Genomic DNA, 23528 nt, shown 5'->3' on the forward strand with positions numbered 1-23528 from the left:
ACTGTTATCCATGAAGCGGAAAACGCTCTGCTGGATGTTCCGGCAAAATGGACGAGATCAACCGTCGTACAGCCGGATGAGCAGATTCAAAAATCTGATCCTTCTCATCACAGCGCTCAATCAATCTTCCCTGCTCCATCACAGCAATGCCATCACAGACGGCATATGCCGCCCGAATATCATGCGTGATGAACAGATATGACAATCCAAACGAAGATTTCAGTTCTCCCAGCAGGGATAAAATATGCATCTGGTGAACCATATCGAGGCTGCTGACGGACTCATCCAGCACGATCAGCTTTGGTTTGAGCGCAATCGCCCGTGCAATGTTGATCCGCTGTAATTGTCCGCCGCTGAATTGATGCGGATATTTAATCTGATCTTCCGGCTTGAGGCCGACCCGTTCCAGCAGGCTTTCGACCGTTCTTTTTTGTTCCTGCACCGATAACCGTTCGTAATTGTCCAATGGCTCACCAATAATCTGCCCGGCGGTCATTCGGGGATTTACAGCAGAGTAGCAGTCCTGAAATACGACCTGCATATCCCGTCGCAGTCCCCTGCGGACTTGGGGGCTCGCATTATAAATGTCCTGTCCCTGGAACAGCACCTGACCCTCCTGCGGCTTCTCCAGCCCCAGAATAACCTTGCCCAGCGTGCTTTTACCGGCTCCGCTGGTACCAAGTAAGCCTAGGCAAAACCCACTTTCTATAGTAAGCGAAACGTTAGCCAACACAGGAGGACGTGGTTCAGAGCGGCCCAGCCATTTGCGCCTTCCATAGCTATGAGTTACTTTCTTCACTTGTAGCATGCGCATTCGCTCCCCTTTTGAAAGTGTAACCGTCGAACAGGCGACTAACCACCTACCTGATTTATGCCCCGAATGGACAACTTGGGTCTGACATGCAGCAGCATTTTCGTATATTCATCCTGCGGGTGATCGAATAACTGATGGACCTCAGCCTGCTCAACAATACGACCCTGCTGCATGACAGCCACTTCATCCGCCAATTGGGAAATGACGCCCAGATCATGCGAGATCAGCAAAATGGACGTATTGTATTCCGTACGCAAGCGATCCAGCTCTCTTAGCACCTGTAGCTGATTGACCACATCGAGCGCCGTCGTTGGTTCATCGGCAATAACCACTGCTGGCCGCAGGCACATGGAAATGGCGATCATGACTCGTTGCAGCATCCCGCCGCTCAACTGAAACGAATACCGCTTCATCAGCTTGGCTGGATCGGGCAGATTCATATTTTCCAGAGCCGTTATGGCAAGTTCACGGGCCTGTCGTTTGGTTAATCCGGTGTGCGTGCGGACCGTTTCCATAAACTGAGCTCCGATCGTATACACTGGCGTAAAAGCGCTCATCGGGTTTTGCATAATAAACGCGATTTCCTTGCCCCGAATACGGCGCATCTCCTCGGCCACCATTCCGTTCAGCTCACGCCCGTTCAGACGGACACTACCTTCCACGTCCATCGTCTGGCGATCCAGCAGTTGGAGCAACGCTTTACAGGTTACCGTTTTGCCGCTTCCACTCTCGCCGACAAGACCCAGTACCTGTCCCTTTTTCAGCTCAAAATGAGTTGGCTCCAGCAGAGATACCGCCCCGGCACCGGTTTTGAGCTTCACCTGTAAGCCGCTGACCTCCAGCACCTTCTCCCTGTCGTCCATCGTTGTAACTCACTCCCGTTTTACTGACGTTTGGCAATTCCGTATCGGTCGGACAGCGCCTCCCCCAATATATTGAAGGCCATCACCACCACCAGAATCATAACCCCCGGATAGATCATTAATTCCGGATAACTGCGAATGTATCCCGTTCCCTCATGAATCATGGCTCCCCATTCGGGGGTCGGCGGCTGAATGCCTAGACCGAGGAACGACAACGCGGAAATATCCATGATCGCCCAGCCCATTTCCAGCGTACCAATGACCACAATCGGCCGCAGCACATTCGGAATAATATGCCGCCGGATAATGGCCCCTGAGGAGGACCCGCTAATCCTTGCAGCAGCTATAAAATTCCGTTCTTTCAGACTGACGACCATATTGCGGCACATTCTGGCATAATACACCCACTGCACCATCATCAAGGCAAGCAGCACCTGCATGAGGCCCGGTCCAAAAATACCGACAATGCCCAGCACAAGCACCAAATTCGGAAACGCCATAATGCCCTCGCAAAACCGCATCAGCACACTATCGACCCAGCCGCCCACATAACCTGCTAGCGACCCGACCACAACGCCGATGCTAAGCGAGGACAGGAAAATTAATGTCGCAAAGCCGAGAGAAATCCGCGCTCCATACAGCAACCGGGATAAATTGCACCGACCCAAATGATCGGTCCCCAGCCAGTATTCTTTCGAAGGTCCCTCCAGCTTGTGCAGTAAATTGACTTTAACCGGATCATGGGGAGCCAGCCAAGGAGCTAGCGCCATAATGATAAAAAGAGCAGCCAGTACGACAGAGCAGACCACGATTACCTTTTGACCTTTGAACATTGTACGCAACCTTATCATCACTGCTCTGCTCGTCCCTTCGATGAAATTCGGGGGTCCATATACAAATGCACCAGATCAACGAGCAAATTGCATACGATGAACAGGCATGCCGCCAAAAACACATAGCATTGTATGACGGGAATATCCCGGTTAAAAATCGCTTCCACAAAATAACGGCCAAACCCGGGCCATGAAAACACTTGCTCCACAATAATTGTTCCGGTCAGAAGCTTGCCCAGATTCATACCCATACTTGTAATCAGTGGGGCGATGGCAATTTTCAGTACATGCTTGAGCATGATCACCCGCTCACGAATTCCTCTAGTTCTGGCATACTGCACATACGTTTCCTGAAGCTGCTCCAACACACTGGAACGCAGCAGGCGCGTATATAAAGCAATCAGAACCAGCGACAGGGTCAACGTGGGCAACACCAGATGCTGCCACGTTCCTCGCCCCTCTACAGGGAGCCAATCCAATCGGACAGAGAAAAAGAAGATTAACAAATATCCCAGCCAGAACTGGGGTATAGATGCGCCAAAATATGAAATTCCTCGACTAAGCATGTCAATCCAGCCATTTTTACGCATCGCCGCCAGCACGCCCAGCGGAATACTCACCACAATAGATAGCACCATACTGCTCACAGCCAATTCAAAAGTGGCGGGCAGCCGAACCTTGACCTCATCCCACACTGGCTTGTTGGTCAGATACGAAGTACCAAAGTCCAATTGACTGATTCTTTGAAGTGTATGCATATACTGCGTCAGCAAAGGCTGATCCAGTCCGAACTCATGTCTTTTCTGCTCCAGAATCTCTGGAGTAGGATAAATATGAGCAGCCGTCAAATAGGCCTCGGCCGGATCAACTGGTGAAATATGAATCAGTGCAAAGGTAACGAGGGTGGCAAAGAGAACAATAGGAATGACCGCTACCATTCGCTTCCCGATATAGCTGATCATGAGTTGTCCTCCTATCCTGTAAACTACCGTTACCTATCGGCTTCAGCTACTTTCCGATTTCAATTCCCTCAAACGGATTTTCATCCCGATTAGCCGGGAATACAAAGTTTGTAATCTTTTTCTGGTACACTGCCGTTTTCTTAATATACGAAATAGGCACAATGGCAGATTGCTCCTGAAGCGTCTTCAGAATCGAAGCATACAGCTCTTGACGCTTGGTTTCATCTGTCGATGAGAGCGCTTCGTGTACTTGCTGATCCAGGTCTTTCTTCATCGGAAGGGCACTCAGCACCTCGGAAATTCCGAAGCTCTTCTTGGCAATGACATTAATAAAGGAATGCGGATCATAAGGCGCACCATAGTTGTACCAGAAGTACAGATCAAACTGGTTGGATCTAAGGCGCTTAATTTGAACCGTCAGCTCCAGTCCGGTCAGGTTCACTTTGACACCCAGTTCTCCCCATTCAGCCTGAATGGTTTCAGCCATCGCCTTTTGGATCGGATCAGTCTTATCAAAAATCAGCTCAAAATCCAGCTGTTGTCCGTCTTTTTCCCGTACTGTACCGCCTGCGGGCAGCTTCCAGCCAGCCTCATCCAGTAACGCTTTGGATTTTTCCACATCATAGCCAACAGGCTGTAAGTTTACATTCGTATACGGATAGTTTTTAGATAAAACCGTATCCGCTGTTTCCTCCAGCCCTGAAGTCACACCTTCCACCATTGCCTGCTTGTTAAAGCCATGCTGGAGTGCCAGACGTACCCGAAGGTCTGCCAGCTTGGGATTGGATGAGTTGAGTAGCAGGCTTCTTGTACCGACAGGCTCGGACAGCGTGGTAACATACTGATTCGTGTCGCGAAGCTGTTTGAAAGCATCCAGACTAATGACACCCTCTCCATAAATCAGATCCAAGTCGCCTTTTTCAAAGGCCATTACACGGGTTTCGCCATCGGGAATGATTTTTACCGTAATTTTATCCACCTTCGGTGCAGTACCCCAATAGTTCGGATTACGCTTAAAGGTTGCATATTCATCTTGCTTGTATTCATCTAGCATCCAAGGTCCTGTACCTACAGGGTTCTTGATTCCTTTGGACGTATCTCCATCATCCGGGAACCCAGCTTCACCCAGAAAACGGAACGGGCGAACGACAGACAAATCCTGAAGCACTGGGTAGTATGGCTCTTTGAGCGTCATTCGGAAGGTGCTGTCATCTACAGCTTCAGTTTTGTCGAGAACGCCTACTATACCAAGCCAGCTGTGCGTTTTCTCATTTTTCATAATAGCGTCAAAGTTCTTTTTGACAATGGCCGCATTAAATAGCGTTCCATCCGAAAATTTCACACCTGTGCGCAGCTTAAACGTATATATTTTGCCGTCCTTGGAAATAGTCCAGGATTCAGCCAAAGCAGGCTCCAGCTTACCTCCTTGCTTGTAGCTGACTAACGGCTCATAAATCATAGATTGTGCAAAAAGTTGGGAAGGATTGTATACGTGAGGATTCATCGTACCAATGTCACGCGGCCACGATAGTGTGATCGACTTTTCATTGGCAGCTCCGTCAGTTGAGGTGGATGCAGGTGTGTTCTCCTGCTTCGCGCAACCCAAAACAACGGATAATAAGAGGAGCGCCACCAACATAAGGGTGGCAGTCTTGCGGTGTCGAACGGACATCAATGTATTTCCCCTTTTCTATATATGTGATAATGATTATCATAATCATATTTAGAATAGGTACCACGTTCTATTTTGTCAACAATATTCGACAAGCAATCCTCTTATTTATTTTAAATTTGTATAATATTAAATTTATGGCTTAATTCTCCAACGCTTGAAACAGAGTACGCGTGTACTCATGCTGTAACAAGTCTTCATCCCATTCCTTAAATATTTCCACGATCTCCCCCTGAACCATGACGGCAACTCGGTCACAAAACTGGCGAGTAGATTGGAGATCGTGAGTAATGAATAGGTAGGACAACTGACGTTCCATCTGCATTCTCTTGAGCATGTCCAGTACAGAAGATTGCGTTGTCGTATCCAGATTGGCGATCGATTCATCGAACAAGATAATATCCGGCTCCACCGCCAACGCTCGGGCAATACATACCCGCTGTTTTTGCCCGCCACTCAGCTGTGCTGGGTATTTTTCCAGACTGTCAGCCTCCAATCCTACCGATTCCAATAGGGACAGACAAATATCCAGCGCCTGCGCTTTTCGCTCAGGAAAATAGTTGTGGATCGGCTCCATTAAAATATCTCGAATGGTCATACGAGGATGCAATGAGGAGGACGAATCCTGTGCAACCAACTGGATTCGCTTGTACAGCTGAACGTCCTTCGTCTTTTCGAAATGTATAGGCTGATGATCCAGCCAAATCTCCCCTGAGGTCAACGACTCCAGCCCTAGAATACATTGTGCCAGCGTGCTTTTGCCACTTCCACTTTCTCCAACCAATCCAAGACACTCCCCCTGCCGTAACTCCAGACTCACCTTCTTCACGGCCTGCTCGCTATCTTGCGTGCTGAACCAGCCTTTTCTCCGTTTGCGGACAGGGTATGCTTTGGTCACATTCTTCAATTCCAGCATCACTGGTGCATCCTTCCTTCCGGGCTCATCTCCAACACTCGATCTGCTATGCGGCTCATACCTTGGCGATCATGTGAAATCAACAATATGGTGAGATCAAAGTCTTCTCTCAATTGTTGCAGCAATGCCAAAACCTTGTCGCGGTTGATAACATCCAACGCCGTAGTAGGCTCATCGGCAATAAAAAGGCTTGGACCTGAGCTTAACATTGCAGCCAGCAGCACCCTTTGACACATGCCTCCGCTTAGTTCAAAAGGATATGACGACAAAATATGCTCAGGATCTGTAAACCCAACCTTGCGGAGCAGAGAGCGCAAATAGGCCTCCCGCACTGGAGTAGCGCCTCCTCTGGCTATCTCCATGGCACGGATCAGCATCTGCCGCATCCGTGGCAGCACGCTCAGCGGGTGGACTTGCTGCGGTGCAGTGTGGGATGGGGCAGCACCAGCGTGCCCCGACTCCATCTGGTCGTGCGGCATCCGACGCCGCCCGTGCAGTCTAAGCGTATCCATCAGCTGGGCGCGGACAGTCCGGATCGGATTCAACCCGCTCAGCGATTGTTGAATGAGCAGGGCAATATCCTCTCGGCGCAGCCTTTGCCAGCGCCGTTCCTGGAACGGGAGAATGTCTTCCCCGTTATAGTAGATACGCCCTTGCGTAACACCGATACCTGGCTCCAGCATGCCTGCGATTGCGTGTGCGGTCAGACTCTTGCCGCATCCGCTCGGTCCGGTCAGGGCCACAATCTCCCCTGAATATATGGAAAAGCTCACATCCCGCAGCAGTGGTTTGCTCCCACTTCCGCTTGCTCCTACGCCTGTGCGGCAGATTTCCAAATGTTCCACGTGTAACAACGGTTTTCGCCCTGCCACTTGTTCTATCGTATCCTTGCCCCCAAGGGCTATTTGATCTCCCACTATTTGGCCGCCCCCTTTTCCGAAAAGCGGTCGCCCAAAAGCTGGCAGGCAAGTACGAATAGCATAATCGCCAAGCCCGGGAAAATCATGACATGCGGAGCCACCTGAAAATATGAGGTTGCATCATGCAGCATCACGCCCCACTCTGGCTTGGGCGGCTGTACACCCAGTCCAAGAAAGGATAGCCCAGCGATCATCAGCACCACGCGTCCGATATCCCATACCGCATAAACCAACAACTGCGGCAACGCTTGTGGCAATACATAACGTCTCAGTATACGTACGTGTGAATTGCCGGATAAACGGGCATACCGAACGTAGTCCTCCTGACAGGCTTTTTGAACCAGACTACGGATATACCGGACATAGCCCGCCCACCGTACCGCAATAATCGCAAGGGTCATGTTAACAAAACCCGGGCCCAAAATGCCCACAATTGCCACCGTTAAAATAATATCAGGAAAAGCCAATACGCCATCGATTCCCCGCATGATCAGCTGATCCACGCGTCCGCGCACATAACCAATGAGCAACCCTATAGGCAGACTGAAGCACAGCGTAGCTACGGTAATTGCACATGCGATTAGCACGCTCGTCCGAATCCCGTAAATTAGCCGTGACAGCACATCCCGACCCAGATGATCCGTACCGAAAGGATATTTCCGACTGGGTGGTGCCAGACGGTTCAAAAGATCCACTTGAAGAGGATCATGAGGAGCGACCCATGGAGCCAATAACCCAAGCAGCACGATCAGACCAAAAAGTACGCCTCCTGCCAGCAAGCTCCCTTGAAAGGAAAGCCGTATCTTTTTCATTTTCAGCTTCCCCCTTAACGCAAACGTAGCCTCGGATCTATCGCCGTCTGGACCAAATCCACCAAACACTGAACACCTACTATTAAAAATACGGCAAAAATAACATATCCCTGAATCACCGGATAATCTCGCTGGGTAATCGCATCTATAAAATACTTACCTAACCCCGGCCATGAAAAAATGGTCTCGACGATGACATTACCTGCCAGCATAAATGATAGATTTGTACCTAGCAGTGTAATCATAGGCAGAACCGCATGCTTAAATATCTCAAAAAACAGGATATGCATACGTGAAAAGCCTCGAGCCTCCGCTGCTTTCACAAAATTCCGGTCACCCAGCTCCAGCATTTGAGCGCGCAGTACACGGGCTTGCACCGCTCCCAAACCTGCGCCAAGAGTCAGCGCTGGGAGCACTAGATGTGTCCAGTCCTCCCTTCCCATGGATGGGAGCCAGCCCAAGCGAACGGAGAATAGATAGATCAACAGAAAACCAAGCCAAAAAGAGGGAATCGACGATCCCAGCAGGGCAAACAGCCTGCCCAGACGATCCAGTGGGCCGCTGATTTTTAGCGAGGCAGCCAGTCCCAGCCCCAGCGTAAGCACCGTCATGACGGCAAAGCCCGCAGCAGCTAGCTCCACAGTAGCAGGCAGTCTGTTCCATAGTTCGGCTAGCACGGATTCCTTGGATACATACGAGGTGCCCCAATGCCCCGTGAACACATCTCGCAGCCAGTTCACATATTGAATATGAAGCGGCTCGTTTAAGCCCAGTTCCTGCCGTAGCGTCGTCAACGCCTCCTCAGAGGCAGGGACATTATGCGCGGTGAGCAAAATAGTAGCAGGGTCACCAGGAGCGAGTCGCATCAGTACAAAAGTCAGCGTGGATACAACGAATACAATGATGAGCAGCTGCGCCACACGTTCCAGTATAAAACGAATCATAGGATACGCAGCTCGTTATTCCGTAATATCAGATTGCGCTGTAATGTAGTAATACTCGATCGGATGGGGTGTAAAACCCTCCACCCCTTTTTTCACACCAAACACATTATCAGGATGCACAATGAACGACTGTGGCAAATCCGCATTGATGATATCCAGCGCTTGTAGTGTCACAGCATTACGCTGCGCTGTATCCTTCGCCAGCTTCAAGCTGTTAAGAATACTCTCTAGCGGTTTGGAACTATACTGGCTTACATTGGCTTCGCTTTTCGAAGAATAAAACATGTCCATAAAATATTGCGGCTCTCCTGTATGAGCAGTAAGCATACTGTACATAGCAAAATCCCAATCGTTTTTGGTCAACGCCTCGTCGATATTTTCCACCTTGCGAATCTTGACCTGGATTCCCTCTTTCAACAATTGGCTTTGGATGACCTCAGCCATAACGGAGAGCTCCGGACGCTGAGGGAAAGTCAGCAGTGTAACCTCGAACGGCTTGCCTTGCTTAGTCCATGTCCCTTGGGCGTCTTTCTGCCAGCCATCCTTCGTCAACAGCTGCTCTGCCGTTCCGTTCAGCGCTTTACGCTCAACTTTACCGAAGGGAAGAATGCTCGGGAACGGACTGCTTGCTTCCGTACCGAAGCCCCTCATGACGGCGCTCACAATCGATGTGCGTGGAATCAGGCTGTCCACCACCTTACGGTTCGCCGCATCCTTGAATACTGGCGATTCCATATTGTACACGATCATATGGGTGCGCAAGGAGGGAGCCGACAGCACTTGTAGCTTGTCGTTCTTTTTCAGTACCTCTGCGTTATCAACTGGAATATCCGTCGCCACGTCCACCTCGCCGGATTGCAGCGCCATCAGGCGCGAATTCCCATCCGTAATGAACTTCATCGTCGCTTCAGCCAGTCGTGCCTTCTCGCCCCAATATCCGTCATAACGCTCTACGACCAAGGATTGGTCCTTGTTGAATGCTTTGATTTTAAAGGCGCCTGTCATCGCTGGGTAACTCTGCTCATCTTTCATCGATGCCACATCCAGTACAATCGTCGATGGATCAGCTAGATTGGACACCAGCGCCGCGTTCGGCTGGTTTGTCGTGATTTTCAAAGCCAGCGGGCCGCTTACATCAATGGACTTCACATTCAGTAAATCCTTCGCCAGATGGCTTTTCTCGATAGAGCGCAGCAAAGACGCTTTTACACCTGCTGCATCCATACTCTTTCCATCATGAAAAGTGACTTTATCCTGCAAGCTGAACGTCCAAACTGTAGGACTATCCTGCTTCCACTCCTTTGCCAGCCAAGCCACAGGCTCCAGCTTTTCATTCAAACGTACCAGTGTCTCACCTGCACCGGATCGCATCACATCCCAGCTATTATCTCCGTGCGGGTCAACGCCTGACGGTTTCCATGTATACGCCATTACCAGCTTTTTATCTGTCGCTGTTTGTTGTGCTGACGCGTTTTCACCCTTGCCGGAGCTATCCGACGTCTTATTGCTGGCACATCCCGAAAGAGCCATAACTGCCAGCAACAGCATCACCCCTGTACATATCAACCATGAACGCCTGCTACGATTGCTAATCATTCAATGAATCCCCCTCTATCTTGTAAAATCATATAAACCTAACGCAAAACGCGAAAAAAGCATTCCGGACCACTTGATCAGCAGTCAGAAATGCTTTCATTATAAAATGTCAAAACTCACCTCGAAGCCAACTCCAAAAACATAGAAGGGATCGGATCGGTTTCAGACATTCCGTATGCAGCACGCCTAACCACCTCCCCAGCATCCCGTGGGTCTGACAGTGATGTCAAAACAGGCAGGTCTCCTGACTCCAGGCGCATCTTTCAGGCCTTCCCGGTTCTTCACAGTTCCAGTGGCTGTTCTGAAAGCTCCAGCAGTATCCTGCTGATGCCTGTATACAGTGGCGGGTCCGTGTCGGAATCTACCGAACTTCCCTTTTAAGTGAACACGCTCAACAACCATCTACATGGTCTCAACAAAACCTCGTACATAGAGTCGTCCGGCTCACACCTGTTTTCTTCCTTTATTTCTTTCCATTACGATCTTATTTTGTTGTCACAGGCTTGTCAATAAATGCTGCACAATATTTTAAATTTGAACGATGTGGCGAGAATGAAGGTGATGTCTATTCATTGCGTGCACGAAATGAACGTGCTAAAATTAGGTATATAGATAATCATCGTGTCCGTATACTAAAAAGAGTCTTCGCCGCGCCAACGGCAAAGACTCTAGGACTTGAAAGGCTGTGGATCACCACCACGGCGCGCTGCATAACTAAATGTTAATGCAAACGAAACCCACCGTTAGGGGCCAACCTAATTACGCGGTGGGTTTTCGCTTGTTCCGAAATTTTCGACGTAGCCAGCGATAAAGTTTACGAATACTAAACACCAGGCTTAGTAACGTAACCATCCAACGCAACACATCGTAGCACGACACAAGGTTGACCATCGGCTTCACCCCCTTTCGGGAAGCTGCACCGTGGTCCGAAAACATCCACCACTATTCAAAATCCATAAGGTAAATTATACCACGACCTCGCCCACTACTCTAGCAAATTCCTCTAGTAAATAAATCAACTTAAGAGTTAACTTTAGCGCCACTGCACAGTCGGATATAACTAAATTTCTCATCTTAGAAAGGATGTATCCTTTTGAAAACAAGCAGCTATCGCTTCTTTATAGTTTCCTTGCTCGCTCCAGCTCTGTTATCATCCTGCTCTCCATCCTCTACTCCATCAGCAGAATCAGTCCCATCCAAACAAGTCCAATCAGGGGAAAAGACAGCTCTAGCCGGACAGGGCCAATATCTATCCATGACCTATACAGAATATGTGAATGGGAAAAATACAGATAAAGGTATGGTTATGCGGGTCATGACGTATGACTTAAGCAGTAAAAAAATGACCAAACTGGCCGATGTTCCTTATACCTCTCAATACCCACTTTCCCTGGTGTCCTTACCTGATCACAAAATTTATTACTCTGCCGATGTGGATGATAAGGGAGACCAACTATTTTCGTACGACTTAAATTCAAAAAAAACTGAACAATTATCCGATAATTTATTTGCCATTAATCGTATAGTGCCAACTACTCCAGAAGGTCCACTTATACTAGCTGCAGTCAAAAAAGGAGAGCGTACACTTAAAACAATTTTCTACAATAAATCGACTCATACAATGCAGTTCTTGCATGATGAAAATCAGGATATGAATACTTGGTCTGTATCTTACAACTCCAGTAAAAACGCAACGTACATTTCCCAATTTTCCGAAAATGGCCGAGATAAACAAAGAGACATCGCAACCAAGAAACAGTCCACTATGCTCCCCCCGGACTACAAGGTTACAGAGATCAACAACGCCACTAAACAAGAGCGGTCTGTCATTACACTAAAGAACGAACAAATCTTATCAATGTCCAGCAGTAATGATCAGTTGCTCCTAGTAACTGCCCGTTTCATTAATCACGGCAACCCCGAGTATAGCCTTGTTGATATTGCGACTGGAAAACGCACCAAATTAGAGCTACCCATTTCATCCCGCAGCTTTATCTATATGTCCCCAGACGGCAAGGGGATCTACTATTTAGGCAGCGCCTCTCAGAAAAATCAGGAGGAAGGACGCGGCATGTACTATTATGACTTCACTTCGAAAATCCAAACCCCAATCTTCATTCAGGAAGAGGGTTTCATCAATAACTTCATGCTGCTTAATAAATAACCCATTCTGGGTAACTCCATGCCAAACAGCCGGAAAAGAGGCATACGTTCTCTCTCCGGCTATCTTATTTATTCCTAATCATCAAACCTTCTGTGGAACCTCCTGAACCGTCACGCTTTTGACCGAGTCCCCTTGTTTTCTCGTCAAAACGATGTTCAAGACAATCGCTGTAATCGAGCCTGAAACGATACCATTTTGCAACAGCATTTTGGCAAAGCTCGGCAGCTGGTCGAACATTTGTGGCAGAACGGCAGAGCCTAGGCCCACGGCAATACTGCATGCTGCGATCAGCAGATTGCTTTCCTTCCGCAGATCCACTTCTGACAGAATAGACATGCCTGATGCAGCGACCGAGCCGAACATGACGATCATCGCCCCGCCCAGCACAGCGTTAGGAATCACTGTCGTTAAAGCAGCCAGCTTAGGCAGCAAACCGAGAACAACCATGATACCGCCCGCAGCAAAAATAACGTTCCGCGATTTGACGCGTGTGAGTGAGATCAGACCCACATTTTGCGAGAAAGCTGTATAAGGAAACGCGTTAAAAATACCCCCAAGCATGATCGCAAGTCCCTCGGAACGCAGACCATTGACGATCTGCTTCTGCTCCACCTTCTGATCAATCGCTTTGCCTACTGCCAGATAAACGCCCGTAGACTCAACCATACTGACAATATTGACGATAATCATCGTACAAACTGCCATAATGCTAAACTCTGGCTTACCAAAATAAAACGGCTGTGCAACACTCACCCATGAGGCCTCCGCCACGGGAGCAAAATGCACCATTCCCATTCCATAAGCAACCACTGTGCCCGCGAACAAACCAATAAGCACGGAAATCGAGCGCAAAAAGCCTTTTGCCAACCGATTCACAAGCAGAATAACCAGTAGTGTGACTAACGCCAACAGTAAATTACGTGGCTGTCCAAAGTCCGAACTGCCCTGGCCCCCTGCTACATTGTTCATCGCCACCGGAATAAGGGATAGACCGATAATCGTAACGACCGAACCTGTAACCACCGTCGGGAAAAAGCGTAGCAGCTTGCCATACAACGGTGCTGCTAACACCACAAATATACCAGACAAAATAATGGCACCATACGCTGTCGCTAAATTTGAGGTCGAAGCAATCGCGATGATGGGCCCTACTGCCGTAAACGTACAGCCTAAAATGACAGGCAGTCTACTACCGAAAAAGCGTGTGCCCATAATCTGTAATAACGTAGCAATCCCGCAAGTGAACAGATCGGCAGCCACCAAATAAGCCATCTGGGCTGGCGTCAGGTGCAATGCTCCCCCTACAATTAGAGGTACAGCAATTGCTCCAGCGTACATCGCCATGACATGCTGGAAGCCCAGCGCGAATAACTTTTGTTTACTTAACATCCCACATTCTCCTTAACGGGAGGAATCACCACGCCAGCTTCCTCTATAAAATGAACCTCGCCTGGTGCCATGGAAGCGATACGCGCAAGAGAACGTACGGCAATGCCTCTTTGCTCCAACAGTCCACGGCCTTCCTGGAAGCTCTTCTCAATCACACAGCCAACCCCGGCCAGCTCCGCTCCTGCTTCCTTCACAATATCCGTAAGTCCGACCAATGCTGCGCCAGTAGCCAAAAAATCATCTACGATCAGCACATGGTCGCTGGCATGGAGATATTTTTGGGAAATACTCACCTGATAGGTTTCCTGCCGAGTGAACGAATGAACCTCTGCGAAGTATACCTGCTCATTCAGCGTGATTGCCTTCTTTTTCTTCGCATAAATGAACGGGACCCCCAAGGCAATAGCAGTAGCCATAGCAAATTGAATACCACTAGCTTCAATTGTAAGCACCTTGGTGATCGGAGCACTGCCGAAAAGGCGTGCAAACTCCTTACCAATCTCCAATGCTAATGCTGTATCTACCTGATGATTCAAAAATGAATCTACCTTTAGTACGGTATCAGATAAAATTTGTCCCTCTTGACGAATACGTTCCTCCAAAGCTTTCATTATGCGAGTATCGCTCCTTCTGTACTTTAAAATAGTATAAAACCTGCCAAAACCAAAAAAAGGACAGGCTCCCTTGAGTTGTTTCTCAAGTGAAGCCTGTCCTTGGGGTTGTAATCCCTGACGGATTGGCGCACAAATAAATGCCCGCATTCATCCAAAGCCGATGCGCTATCACTCATAGTCGGACGATTACAGTGGTCATCCGGTAGAAACTTCTGGGCCATATCCCCAATATTATACGAGTCATATGAAATTGATATCTTGTATACTACACCCTCTGGCGGGCGGTTTCAAGACTATTTTTCATACAGACAGCGGCATTTGGAGAACCTTCCACAATTGGAATATCGTAAATCAAGCCGACCTTTGTTCAAGGTATATATATTGTAAGGACTTTGCATAATCCTGATTGTAGAAAACAGATAAAAAACAAAAATACATGCAAAACAACATTTAATTTTAATTATAATTTTAGAAAACAAAAATAAAACCACAAATTATACTTCCGTTTATGTTGACTACAAAGAAAAACGGAAGTAGTATGGAGTTAGTTAAGAAAGCAAAAGGCAGACTTTCAGGCTGCCAGTATTTTATCCATGCAAGGAGATTGGGTATGAATAATTATCTTGCTGTTGATATTGGAGCTTCAAGCGGAAGGCTCGTAAGTGCAACTCTGCAAGGTGACCAGCTACACTTGCAAGAGCTTCACCGTTTCAACAACTCCTTTACCGAAAAAAACGGACACGATTACTGGAATATCGACGAACTATTGAATGAGATTATTCAGGGCTTGCAAAAAGCTAAACAGACGGGGATTCACTCCTGTACGCTCGGCATTGATACATGGGCTGTAGATTACGTGCTGCTTGATCAGAAAGGAAACCGCATTCATGAGGTATACGCTTACCGGGATGCACGTACCCTCCATGCGCCCGACAGGCTGCACCAGCTCATCAGTCGAGAGGCTGTGTATGAGAAAACAGGCATTCAGGAACTAAACTTTAATACCCTGTATCAACTGTTTGTCCATGATCGGGAACAGCTTGCCCAGGCGGATAAAATATTGATGGTCCCCGATTATCTGTACTATCGCCTGACAGGCATCATGATCAATGAAATGACGAATGCGTCCACGATGCAGCTTCTCAACGTGAACACACGAGAGTTTGATGAAGACCTGCTGTCCCTGCTCCAACTGCGACGCAATCAGTTTTCAGAGCTTGCCGAGTCTGGACGGGTTCTGGGTTCTCTTTTGCCGGAGCTTGTTCAAAAATACGATCTTCCGGACTGTCAGATCATTCTTGCTCCTACTCACGATACTGCATCGGCTGTTGCAGGTGTTCCGTCACAGCGGGAAGAATCTTGGGCTTATATTAGCAGCGGAACGTGGTCACTACTGGGAATGGAACGATCCCAAGCCTTGAATACCAAGGCAGCCATGCAGGCGAACTACACCAATGAGTGGGGCGCTTACGGTACGTACCGTTTTCTGAAAAATATTATGGGGTTATGGATGATTCAAGAGGTTAGAAGAGAGGGCGGTTCCGCACATAGCTTTGCTGAATTGGCCGAACTGGCTTCAGCAGAGACACCGTTTGTCAGTCTCGTCCTCTGTAACCAGTCATCCTTCTTAAACCCGGATAGTATGACCCTTGAAATCCAGCGATTCTGTGAAGAAACAGGCCAGCCCATCCCCAAGACGCCGGGTTCACTCGCCCGCTGTATTTTTGACAGTCTGGCCTTAAGCTACCGCGATGCCTTACACGAACTGCAACGTTTAACAGACGAAACGATTACCAGATTGTACATTGTCGGCGGAGGCGCTAACAACGAGTTACTATGTCAGCTAACAGCCGATCTCTTGGGAATTGAGGTTCAGGCAGGTCCTTCCGAATCTACGGCCATCGGCAATATTGTCGTGCAATTAATCAGCTCTGGTGTTCTTGAGGATCTCAAAGCTGCTGGCCGAACCATCGCCCGCTCCTTTCCGACTCGGCTATATGAGCCGAAATCGGTGGAAGGCTTGCAAGAACTCCTGGATCGCTGGGAGCGCCTCAAGATACAAGCAACATCCTCTATTCAGATATCTCAATAAAGGAGTAAAGCCATGAATGAAGCTATTGAAGCCAGTTATAACGAAGCGAAAAAGCTGTATGCCCGCCACGGTATTCAAGTTGACGACATTTTACGGAAGCTTTCACAAATCAAAATATCACTGCACTGCTGGCAGGGAGATGATGTTCAGGGATTTCTGTTCAAAGACAAACAGCTTAGCGGGGGGATTGCCGTAACGGGCAGCTACCCGGGCAGAGCAGGCACGCCGCATGAGTTGCGTCAGGATTTAGAAAAAGCTCTATCGCTTATTCCGGGTAAACACAAGGTCAATCTGCACGCAATCTATGCGGACACCACAGAACAAGTGGATCTGGATCAACTGGAGCCACGCCATTTTCAGAACTGGGTAGACTGGGCCAAACAGCAAGGGCTCGGGCTTGATTTTAATCCAACTTTGTTCTCCCATCCCAAAGCGGAAGACGGCTTCACACTGAGTCACAAGGATTCGGAAATCCGCGATTTCTGGATCACACACTGCAAAAAATCACGCAGGATTGCAGAGCATTTTGGCAAAGAACTCGGTCAGCCCTGTGTCACAAACCACTGGATGCCGGATGGCTATAAAGATACTCCGGTTGATCGGTTGGCTCCAAGAGAACGTCTGCGTGATGCGCTGGACGAAATTTTCAGCGAGGAAATCAGTGAGGAATACAACATCGATGCGGTTGAAAGCAAGCTGTTCGGCATCGGCTCAGAAAGCTATGTCGTGGGCTCACATGAATTCTATATGGGTTACGCCCTGACACGCGGTAAATCTATCTGTCTCGACGCTGGTCACTTCCATCCAACCGAAGTCATTTCGAACAAACTGTCCTCTGTGCTGATGTTCACCGATCAATTATTGCTCCATGTCAGCAGACCGGTTCGTTGGGACAGTGATCATGTCGTGACGATGGACGACGAATTGCTGGACATTGCCCGTGAGCTGGTTCGCGGTGAATTGCTTTCCCGAACCCATATCGGTCTTGATTTCTTTGATGGCAGTATCAATCATGTAGCAGCATGGGTCATCGGAACACGCAACACGATCAAAGCGCTGCTTCGCGCTATGCTCGAACCGATTGAAGCATTAAAGCAGGCGGAAGAGGAACGGGATTTCACCACTCGTCTTGCTCTGGTCGAAGAGTTTAAATCGTATCCGTTTGGTGCCATATGGGATTACTATTGCGCTCAAAACGGCGTTCCTGTTCGTGAGGAATGGCTGGCCGAAGTAAAAAACTATGAACAACAGGTACTGCTGAAACGGTAACTACTGCACTGATAATGCTTATATTCATATCATACAAAGGGAGAGATTATCCATGACTACTGTGCTGGAGAATCAAAAAGAACGCAAATCGGGACTGGATATCCCATTTGTTCGCGAGATGGCGGAAATTACACAAAACATGTGGAAATTCGGTTGGGATGAACGCAATGGAGGTAATGTAAGCTATATTCTGGATGAAGCTGAGGTTGCAAAATATATAGATATTCATCAGGTCATTCGGACGATTAAACCTGCTTTCCCAGTGAATGAACTGGCTGGTAAATATTTTATCGTCACCGGATCGGGAAAATATTTCAAAAACGTAATTGCCGATCCGGAAGCCAATTTAGGAGTTCTTCGTGTCTCGCAGGATGGCGAGCAATTGGAAGTCTTGTGGGGCCTCAAACACGGGGCGGCGCCTACCAGTGAGTTACCATCCCATTTTATGGGCCACATTGAGCGCTTGAAGGTCGATCCTAACCATCGTGTTGTGATTCATAATCATGCCACCCATGTTATTGCCATGACCTTCATTCATAGTCTGGACGAAAACCAATTCACCAAAACGCTGTGGGAAATGTGTACCGAATGTATTGTCGTCTTTCCAGACGGTATCGGTGTAATCCCTTGGATGGTACCGGGCTCCAGCGAAATCGGCCGCGAAACGGCTAAAAAAATGAAGGATCATCACGCTGTATTATGGCCTCATCATGGCATTTTCGGAACGGGCAGCTCCATTGATGAAGCGTTTGGCCTGATTGAAACGATTGAAAAAGCGGCGCAAATTTATATGCTCATTGCTCACCATGATATTCAGCAACGAATTACGGATCAGGAATTGGCCGATCTGGCGAAAGCCTTTAACGTTACTCCAAAAGAAGGAATACTGAACGTATAAATGTAGGTTAATCTCCATCTCAAACTACAGAACTTAAAAGGCTCCACGGCTCCTCTCAAACCGGCCATGGAGCCTTTGGCATACCTAGTTTTAATTATATAACCCTTAATTCCAATGAATTAACTTGTAATTATGCTTTCCTTTATATACAATAAAATCAAAATTCCCTTATCTCCACCAAAGGAGAGGTGACAAGTTATGAAAAGAGCAAAAAATGAAGATCACTTCGACATCGTGGAAGACCATTATTTCACAGCTACCGAATTGGAAAAGTCCAGCGCCATTTGGCCTGTCAGACTGGGTATGGATATTTCGAAAACAAGCTGCCATGTCGGTCCCAAGGCTGTTCCTTATTTTTATTTGATTTTTGTACTTGAAGGTCAGGCTGAGTTTATTTATAAGCAGCAGAATTACCGTGTCCAAAAGTCTGATTTATTCTGTTTTTTTCCGCATCTTGCCCATGAATATTACACCGATCAGGAGCACCCGTTGCAAAAGGTATGGATTGCCTTTGAGGGACCTAAATCCCTCGCGCTACTGGAGCGGATCGGAATTAATCCCTCTACGCCATTTATGGCTAACGCAGTGAGCGAGGAAATCCTTGAGCTTATCTCCAACCTGTTTTCCATCGTAAACGACAACAGACAGGGTAGCGATCTGGCCCGCTTGATTACACTGCATCAGATCTTCGAGGAGTTATCCCGCAACACATCTGACGTACTGCGCAACTTTGTATGCTCTGATTATTGGCTCCAGCAGGGGAAAGATTACATTGAAATGCATTATTGTGACCGTGTTACGATTGAGCAAATTGCCGAGCATGTAGGTGTGGATCGTGCGCATTTTTCACGTAAGTTCCATTCCACCTTCCTCATCTCTCCCGCCAAGTATTTGCAAAACCTCAAGATTAACGAAGCCAAAAGATTACTGGAGCAGACAACTTACAATTTGTCGATCATAGCCCAGTCCATCGGCTATACCGATATGTCCACCTTTTCCAAGGCATTTAAGAAAACAGCAGGGATTCCACCGCGTGAGTATCGCTTCCGACATCAGTCCCGGCAAGAGATTCGTACCGTCAACGCTTAGTCGGAATCCAGTAACGTTAAAGAGAGCCACAGTATACGGTGGCTCTCTTTTTATGACCTGATCCTAATTTCCACTTGGTTCTGAGCCCTTTCAACGCTATAATAGGCTTCAAACCAACAGGAAAGGTACGTGAAATCCATGCTGCGATTCAATGCGATACGTACGGGCTATCTGCTGGGCATCTCACTGATACTGGCCGCAATTATTTATTTTTTCGCCTCCAATTGGGGCGGACTGGATCGGACATCCAAGATTGTACTTGCTGCTGCGCTTATTGTTCTGTTCTATGGCTTGTCTTTTGTATTTGCACGGATACGTGCTGTTCCCGGCCAACAAGCTTTTCTGTCTAATATGTTTTTGGTGGCTGGCTGTATAGCCTTTGGCGTTTCCGTGGCATTGCTCGGTCAAATTTACAATTCCCATGCGGACAGCTACGGATTGTTTTTCATTTGGTCGGTGCCGGCTCTGCTACTTAGCTGGATTACTCGCTACAATCCCTTTTATATGCTGTCTTATGTACTGATTCAACTTGGTTTGTGGCTTTATTTTTACCCTACGATGCAAAGTGTGCCTTATAGCGAACTTCGATCATTGTCGATTGCCGGAGTGTTCGCACTGGTCAATCTGGTGTTGTTTCTATTGGCGTTCCTTCATCGTATACGCTCTGCTCCACTACAATATATGAGCTTTACTGTTTTTCATATAGCCATGTTAGCGATGACCAACTCTTTTGCATTTGATGGGTATGGGCTGGTCATGAATATACCGTATATCGCTGTGATTGCTTTAGGATTTTATATATTTATCAAGGTGCGACTGAATAAAACGCTACTGACCTTGAATGCATTGGCGCTCTCAGCGTTTGCTGTCTTTAAATTTATAGAGCTGGCAGAGGCGTACTCCTCATCTCTGTTTTTTGTGTTTGGTTTGATTTTTGTGGCGCTGCTGCTGACGGGTAACGTGTGGTTTTTCCGTTATTTGAATCGTTTGGGAAAAACACCGCCGGAAGCAGGGATAACGGACATTAGTACATCAAAGACTGAGACGACCGTTCCCGAGGAACATGGCAGTGAATGGATCAGCAAAACCGTATCCCGTGTAATCAAAGTGGTTGGAGTGCTGATCGGTAGTATATCTCTCATCGGATTGATTATGATTAGCACGAATGTAAACCACACCGAATATGTACTGTTGGTTGTGTCGTTGCTGCTTATGATTTCGATGATTGTCATACCGGAATCCAAGCTGGATTCGGTAATACGTTATACACTGCTGACCATCAGCTATATTACAGGCTTGGCGGCCATTCTATGGTCAGATCAGTCGTTGCTTTCGGTATTATTTCTGATCGTTTCCATCGCTGGATGGTTTCGCTCCAAGGGGAAAAGGCAGTTGTTTTTTGCCTACACCTTTGTAAACCTGAATCTGGCGACCATTTTATTTCAGCAGTATCAGGAGTGGGATGGTTGGAACTGGACCTATAAGTTCATCATTTTCTCTCTTTTCATCGTCAATGCCGTGTTATATGGGGTAAGTTACTTTAAATTCAAGACGGAGTTAAAAGAACATCTGCGGAATAGTTCATTATTTTTCAGCTTGTTGTTCCTTTTTTGGGCGACGTTTTTCGAGGATGTCATTCCATACTCTTATATGTTCATTAACATTTTTTATTTTGTTATCGTTACCGGGATGATCTTTGCCTTTGCCCGTCTGAAACAAAAATCGGAGACCCTCATGAGCGTTGTCTTCTGGTTTATTTTTATCGGCTTCAAATACTATGATTTATTGTGGACGCTACTGTATAAGTCTTTTACGTTGGCGCTTCTAGGGGTCATTGCACTCGGCTTGACCTGGTGGGCGGATCGGCGAATGGACCATAGCGGCAAAGCAGCATTTGATGCCGACCACCGCAGCTTTAGCTTCATGCGCTTAAGCCCGTTACTCATCGCTATTGTCATCGTGCTACAGCTGGGGATCATCGGCTATCAGACGGCGAGAAGTGAAACCCTGCTCGCCACAGGGGCTTCAATTAAGCTCAAACTGGCTCCTATAGACCCGCGCTCCCTGCTGCAAGGCGATTATGTGGCACTGAATTACGACATATCTACCCCGCCTTCCAAGACCCCTCTTCAGGAGGAGGAATGGAGCCGAGGCAAGGTCAAAGTCGTTCTCACACCAGATAGCCAAGGAGTATACGTCGCGGATCGCCTATATCAAGATGGTGAAAAACTTACCAGTCATGAGGTCGTTCTAAATGGACAATGGTATGGTTCTCGTATTCTGTACGGTATTGAGAATTATTTCATCCCTGAGGGAACCGGACGTACTGTAGAACAGAACGCACATTTTGCCCATATTCGGGTGAGCCGCAATGGGGACGCGCTGCTGGAACGTTTGGCAGAAAGCTGACCGGATCGGCGTAGGTAGTCAACAAAGCAGGCTGAACCAAGCTGCTCCATTGCTGGAGCACAACTTGGTTCAGCCTGCTTGTTCTTTTTCGGGCCATCGAGTTACCTCTTATAGATAACCTTTATCCCTACGCTACGCTTATCCTCGTTTATACATCTCTCGTCCATGATGCTATTTCCTCAATATCCAGCGGCTGAGTCCGGCAACAGCCGCCAATCAGACGAGCTCCCGCTTCATACCATTGGCGGGCACTTTGTCCAAATGTCTCTGTACAAGTGCTGCCGTGCCATGTCTTGCTGACCGGGTCATATTCCTCCCCCAGATTGGGATATACCACCACAGGCTTATCCGTGTGACTGCGTATTTCGTGAATAAGCGATGGAACGAAATTGGGCAAAGTGCAATTGATTCCTACAGCGGCCACTTGCTCATGCCCATTCAGCCACTCAGCACATGCAGCGGCAGACTCACCATTGCTGATATGCTGCCCATCCTTTGCGCTAAAGCTGATCCAGGCATACGTGCCTGGGAATTCCTTCAGCAATCGGGCGATGGCCTTGGCTTCAACCAGACAGGGTATCGTTTCACAAGCTAAAATATCTGCACCCGCCTCAATCAGAGCTTTCATACGCGGCCTGTGGAACTCCACTAGCTGTTCCTCGCTCAGCTTGTAATCGCCGCGATACTCTGACCCATCTGCCAAAAACGCCCCGTAAGGGCCAACAGAGGCCGCGACTAGCGGCTTGGGACGATGCCGCTGACTAGCAGTAGCCGTCACGTCAGCCCAAAACTCATCGCGTGCCTGCACAGCAATCCGCACCGATGATTGAATCAGTTCCAGCGCCTCATTTTCGCTTAGGCCCCGTTTAACATAGCCTTCAACGGTAGCCTGATAGCTCGCAGTAATCGCACAGTCTGCCCCAGCTTCAAAATAATCCCTATGTACACGCTTGATCGACTCCGGATGCTCATGGAGGATTTTAGCTGACCATAAGCTATCGTTCAGATCATGTCCATGACGCTCCAGTTCGGTCGCCATGGCGCCGTCCAGCACGATCAGCTGAAATTCGTCCAGTATATATTGTATCGGGTTCATGTGACCCCTCCTGCTCGTCTTTTCTATTTAACCCACTAATCAAGTAGGGTTTAATGATTTACATTATAGCACGGATGTTGATGAGCACTCACAAAGCCAATAAATAATCATTCCGTGAAGACGTGCCCTCTCGTTTCATTTACCATCTGATGTAACGTATAAATTTTTTAAATTAG

General features: G+C 47.9%; 19 protein-coding genes and 2 riboswitches. Of the genes, 6 read left to right on the plus strand and 13 right to left on the minus strand.

The genetic code is table 11. The annotated features are described in order from the left end of the window. Positions 1–4: 4 nt before the first annotated feature. The 10 genes from nikE to ACUUJN_RS25925 all read right to left on the minus strand — a co-directional run bounded on the left by nikE (position 5) and on the right by ACUUJN_RS25925 (position 10332). Positions 5–814 (minus strand): nickel import ATP-binding protein NikE, encoded by an 810-nt coding sequence (gene nikE / locus ACUUJN_RS25880; RefSeq protein ID WP_484669088.1) that lies wholly within the window; start codon positions 812–814, stop codon positions 5–7. 38 nt (positions 815–852) lie between these two features. Continuing rightward, on the minus strand, positions 853–1677 hold the full coding sequence (locus tag ACUUJN_RS25885; RefSeq protein WP_484669089.1) for an ABC transporter ATP-binding protein: 825 nt from the start codon (positions 1675–1677) through the stop codon (positions 853–855). Positions 1678–1697: 20 nt separating this feature from the next. Next, positions 1698–2528 (minus strand): nickel ABC transporter permease subunit NikC, encoded by an 831-nt coding sequence (gene nikC / locus ACUUJN_RS25890; protein ID WP_484669776.1) that lies wholly within the window; start codon positions 2526–2528, stop codon positions 1698–1700. Further along, positions 2528–3472, minus strand: a complete 945-nt coding sequence (gene nikB / locus ACUUJN_RS25895) for a nickel ABC transporter permease subunit NikB (protein WP_071558037.1) — start codon at positions 3470–3472, stop codon at positions 2528–2530. The genes nikC (ACUUJN_RS25890) and nikB (ACUUJN_RS25895) overlap by 1 nt, the downstream gene beginning before the upstream one ends. A gap of 46 nt (positions 3473–3518) precedes the next feature. Beyond that, a complete protein-coding gene (gene nikA / locus ACUUJN_RS25900) occupies positions 3519–5144 on the minus strand; it encodes a nickel ABC transporter substrate-binding protein (protein ID WP_484669090.1) in 1626 nt (541 codons plus the stop codon). A gap of 142 nt (positions 5145–5286) precedes the next feature. Continuing rightward, positions 5287–6063 carry an ABC transporter ATP-binding protein gene (locus ACUUJN_RS25905; RefSeq protein ID WP_340857408.1) on the minus strand — a complete coding sequence of 259 codons (777 nt, stop codon included), beginning with the start codon at positions 6061–6063 and terminating at the stop codon, positions 5287–5289. Then, on the minus strand, positions 6060–6977 hold the full coding sequence (locus ACUUJN_RS25910; protein ID WP_484669091.1) for an ATP-binding cassette domain-containing protein: 918 nt from the start codon (positions 6975–6977) through the stop codon (positions 6060–6062). Before ACUUJN_RS25910 ends, ACUUJN_RS25905 begins: the two co-directional genes overlap by 4 nt. Then, positions 6977–7792 carry a nickel transporter permease gene (nikC, locus tag ACUUJN_RS25915; RefSeq protein WP_053326421.1) on the minus strand — a complete coding sequence of 272 codons (816 nt, stop codon included), beginning with the start codon at positions 7790–7792 and terminating at the stop codon, positions 6977–6979. The genes ACUUJN_RS25910 and nikC (ACUUJN_RS25915) overlap by 1 nt, the downstream gene beginning before the upstream one ends. 14 nt (positions 7793–7806) lie before the next feature. Next, on the minus strand, positions 7807–8736 hold the full coding sequence (gene nikB / locus ACUUJN_RS25920) for a nickel ABC transporter permease (protein WP_484669092.1): 930 nt from the start codon (positions 8734–8736) through the stop codon (positions 7807–7809). A 15-nt stretch (positions 8737–8751) separates the two neighbouring features. Further along, positions 8752–10332, minus strand: coding sequence for an ABC transporter substrate-binding protein (locus ACUUJN_RS25925; protein WP_484669093.1), 1581 nt, complete (start codon positions 10330–10332; stop codon positions 8752–8754). A gap of 217 nt (positions 10333–10549) precedes the next feature. Beyond that, positions 10550–10753, minus strand: a riboswitch (cobalamin riboswitch). Between the two features lie 672 nt (positions 10754–11425). Here ACUUJN_RS25925 and ACUUJN_RS25930 point away from each other — a divergent pair. Further along, positions 11426–12496, plus strand: coding sequence for a hypothetical protein (locus ACUUJN_RS25930; protein ID WP_484669094.1), 1071 nt, complete (start codon positions 11426–11428; stop codon positions 12494–12496). A gap of 81 nt (positions 12497–12577) precedes the next feature. On the opposite strand, the gene ACUUJN_RS25935 is transcribed toward ACUUJN_RS25930, so the two are convergent. Further along, positions 12578–13885, minus strand: coding sequence for a nucleobase:cation symporter-2 family protein (locus ACUUJN_RS25935; protein ID WP_028540883.1), 1308 nt, complete (start codon positions 13883–13885; stop codon positions 12578–12580). After that, positions 13879–14496, minus strand: a complete 618-nt coding sequence (locus ACUUJN_RS25940; RefSeq protein ID WP_053326423.1) for a xanthine phosphoribosyltransferase — start codon at positions 14494–14496, stop codon at positions 13879–13881. Before ACUUJN_RS25940 ends, ACUUJN_RS25935 begins: the two co-directional genes overlap by 7 nt. Positions 14497–14654: 158 nt before the next feature. Continuing rightward, positions 14655–14758, minus strand: a riboswitch (purine riboswitch). Between the two features lie 351 nt (positions 14759–15109). Between ACUUJN_RS25940 and rhaB the strand changes: the two genes are divergently transcribed. The 5 genes from rhaB (at position 15110) to ACUUJN_RS25965 (ending at position 22256) form a co-directional block, all read left to right on the plus strand. Further along, on the plus strand, positions 15110–16591 hold the full coding sequence (rhaB, locus tag ACUUJN_RS25945; protein ID WP_484669095.1) for a rhamnulokinase: 1482 nt from the start codon (positions 15110–15112) through the stop codon (positions 16589–16591). A gap of 12 nt (positions 16592–16603) precedes the next feature. After that, entirely contained in the window at positions 16604–17860 is a 1257-nt protein-coding gene (rhaA, locus tag ACUUJN_RS25950; protein ID WP_053326424.1) for an L-rhamnose isomerase, read from the plus strand. A 52-nt stretch (positions 17861–17912) separates the two neighbouring features. Continuing rightward, positions 17913–18758: a rhamnulose-1-phosphate aldolase gene (gene rhaD / locus ACUUJN_RS25955; RefSeq protein WP_484669096.1), complete on the plus strand. Its 846-nt coding sequence runs from the start codon at positions 17913–17915 to the stop codon at positions 18756–18758. Positions 18759–18956: 198 nt separating this feature from the next. Beyond that, on the plus strand, positions 18957–19847 hold the full coding sequence (locus tag ACUUJN_RS25960) for an AraC family transcriptional regulator (RefSeq protein ID WP_076264579.1): 891 nt from the start codon (positions 18957–18959) through the stop codon (positions 19845–19847). A 138-nt stretch (positions 19848–19985) separates the two neighbouring features. Further along, on the plus strand, positions 19986–22256 hold the full coding sequence (locus ACUUJN_RS25965; protein WP_341063321.1) for a GDYXXLXY domain-containing protein: 2271 nt from the start codon (positions 19986–19988) through the stop codon (positions 22254–22256). 148 nt (positions 22257–22404) lie between these two features. On the opposite strand, the gene mmuM is transcribed toward ACUUJN_RS25965, so the two are convergent. Then, positions 22405–23352, minus strand: coding sequence for a homocysteine S-methyltransferase (mmuM, locus tag ACUUJN_RS25970; protein ID WP_028540887.1), 948 nt, complete (start codon positions 23350–23352; stop codon positions 22405–22407). Positions 23353–23528 lie beyond the last annotated feature (176 nt).

The organism is Paenibacillus sp. LRG-1, from assembly GCF_057220305.1.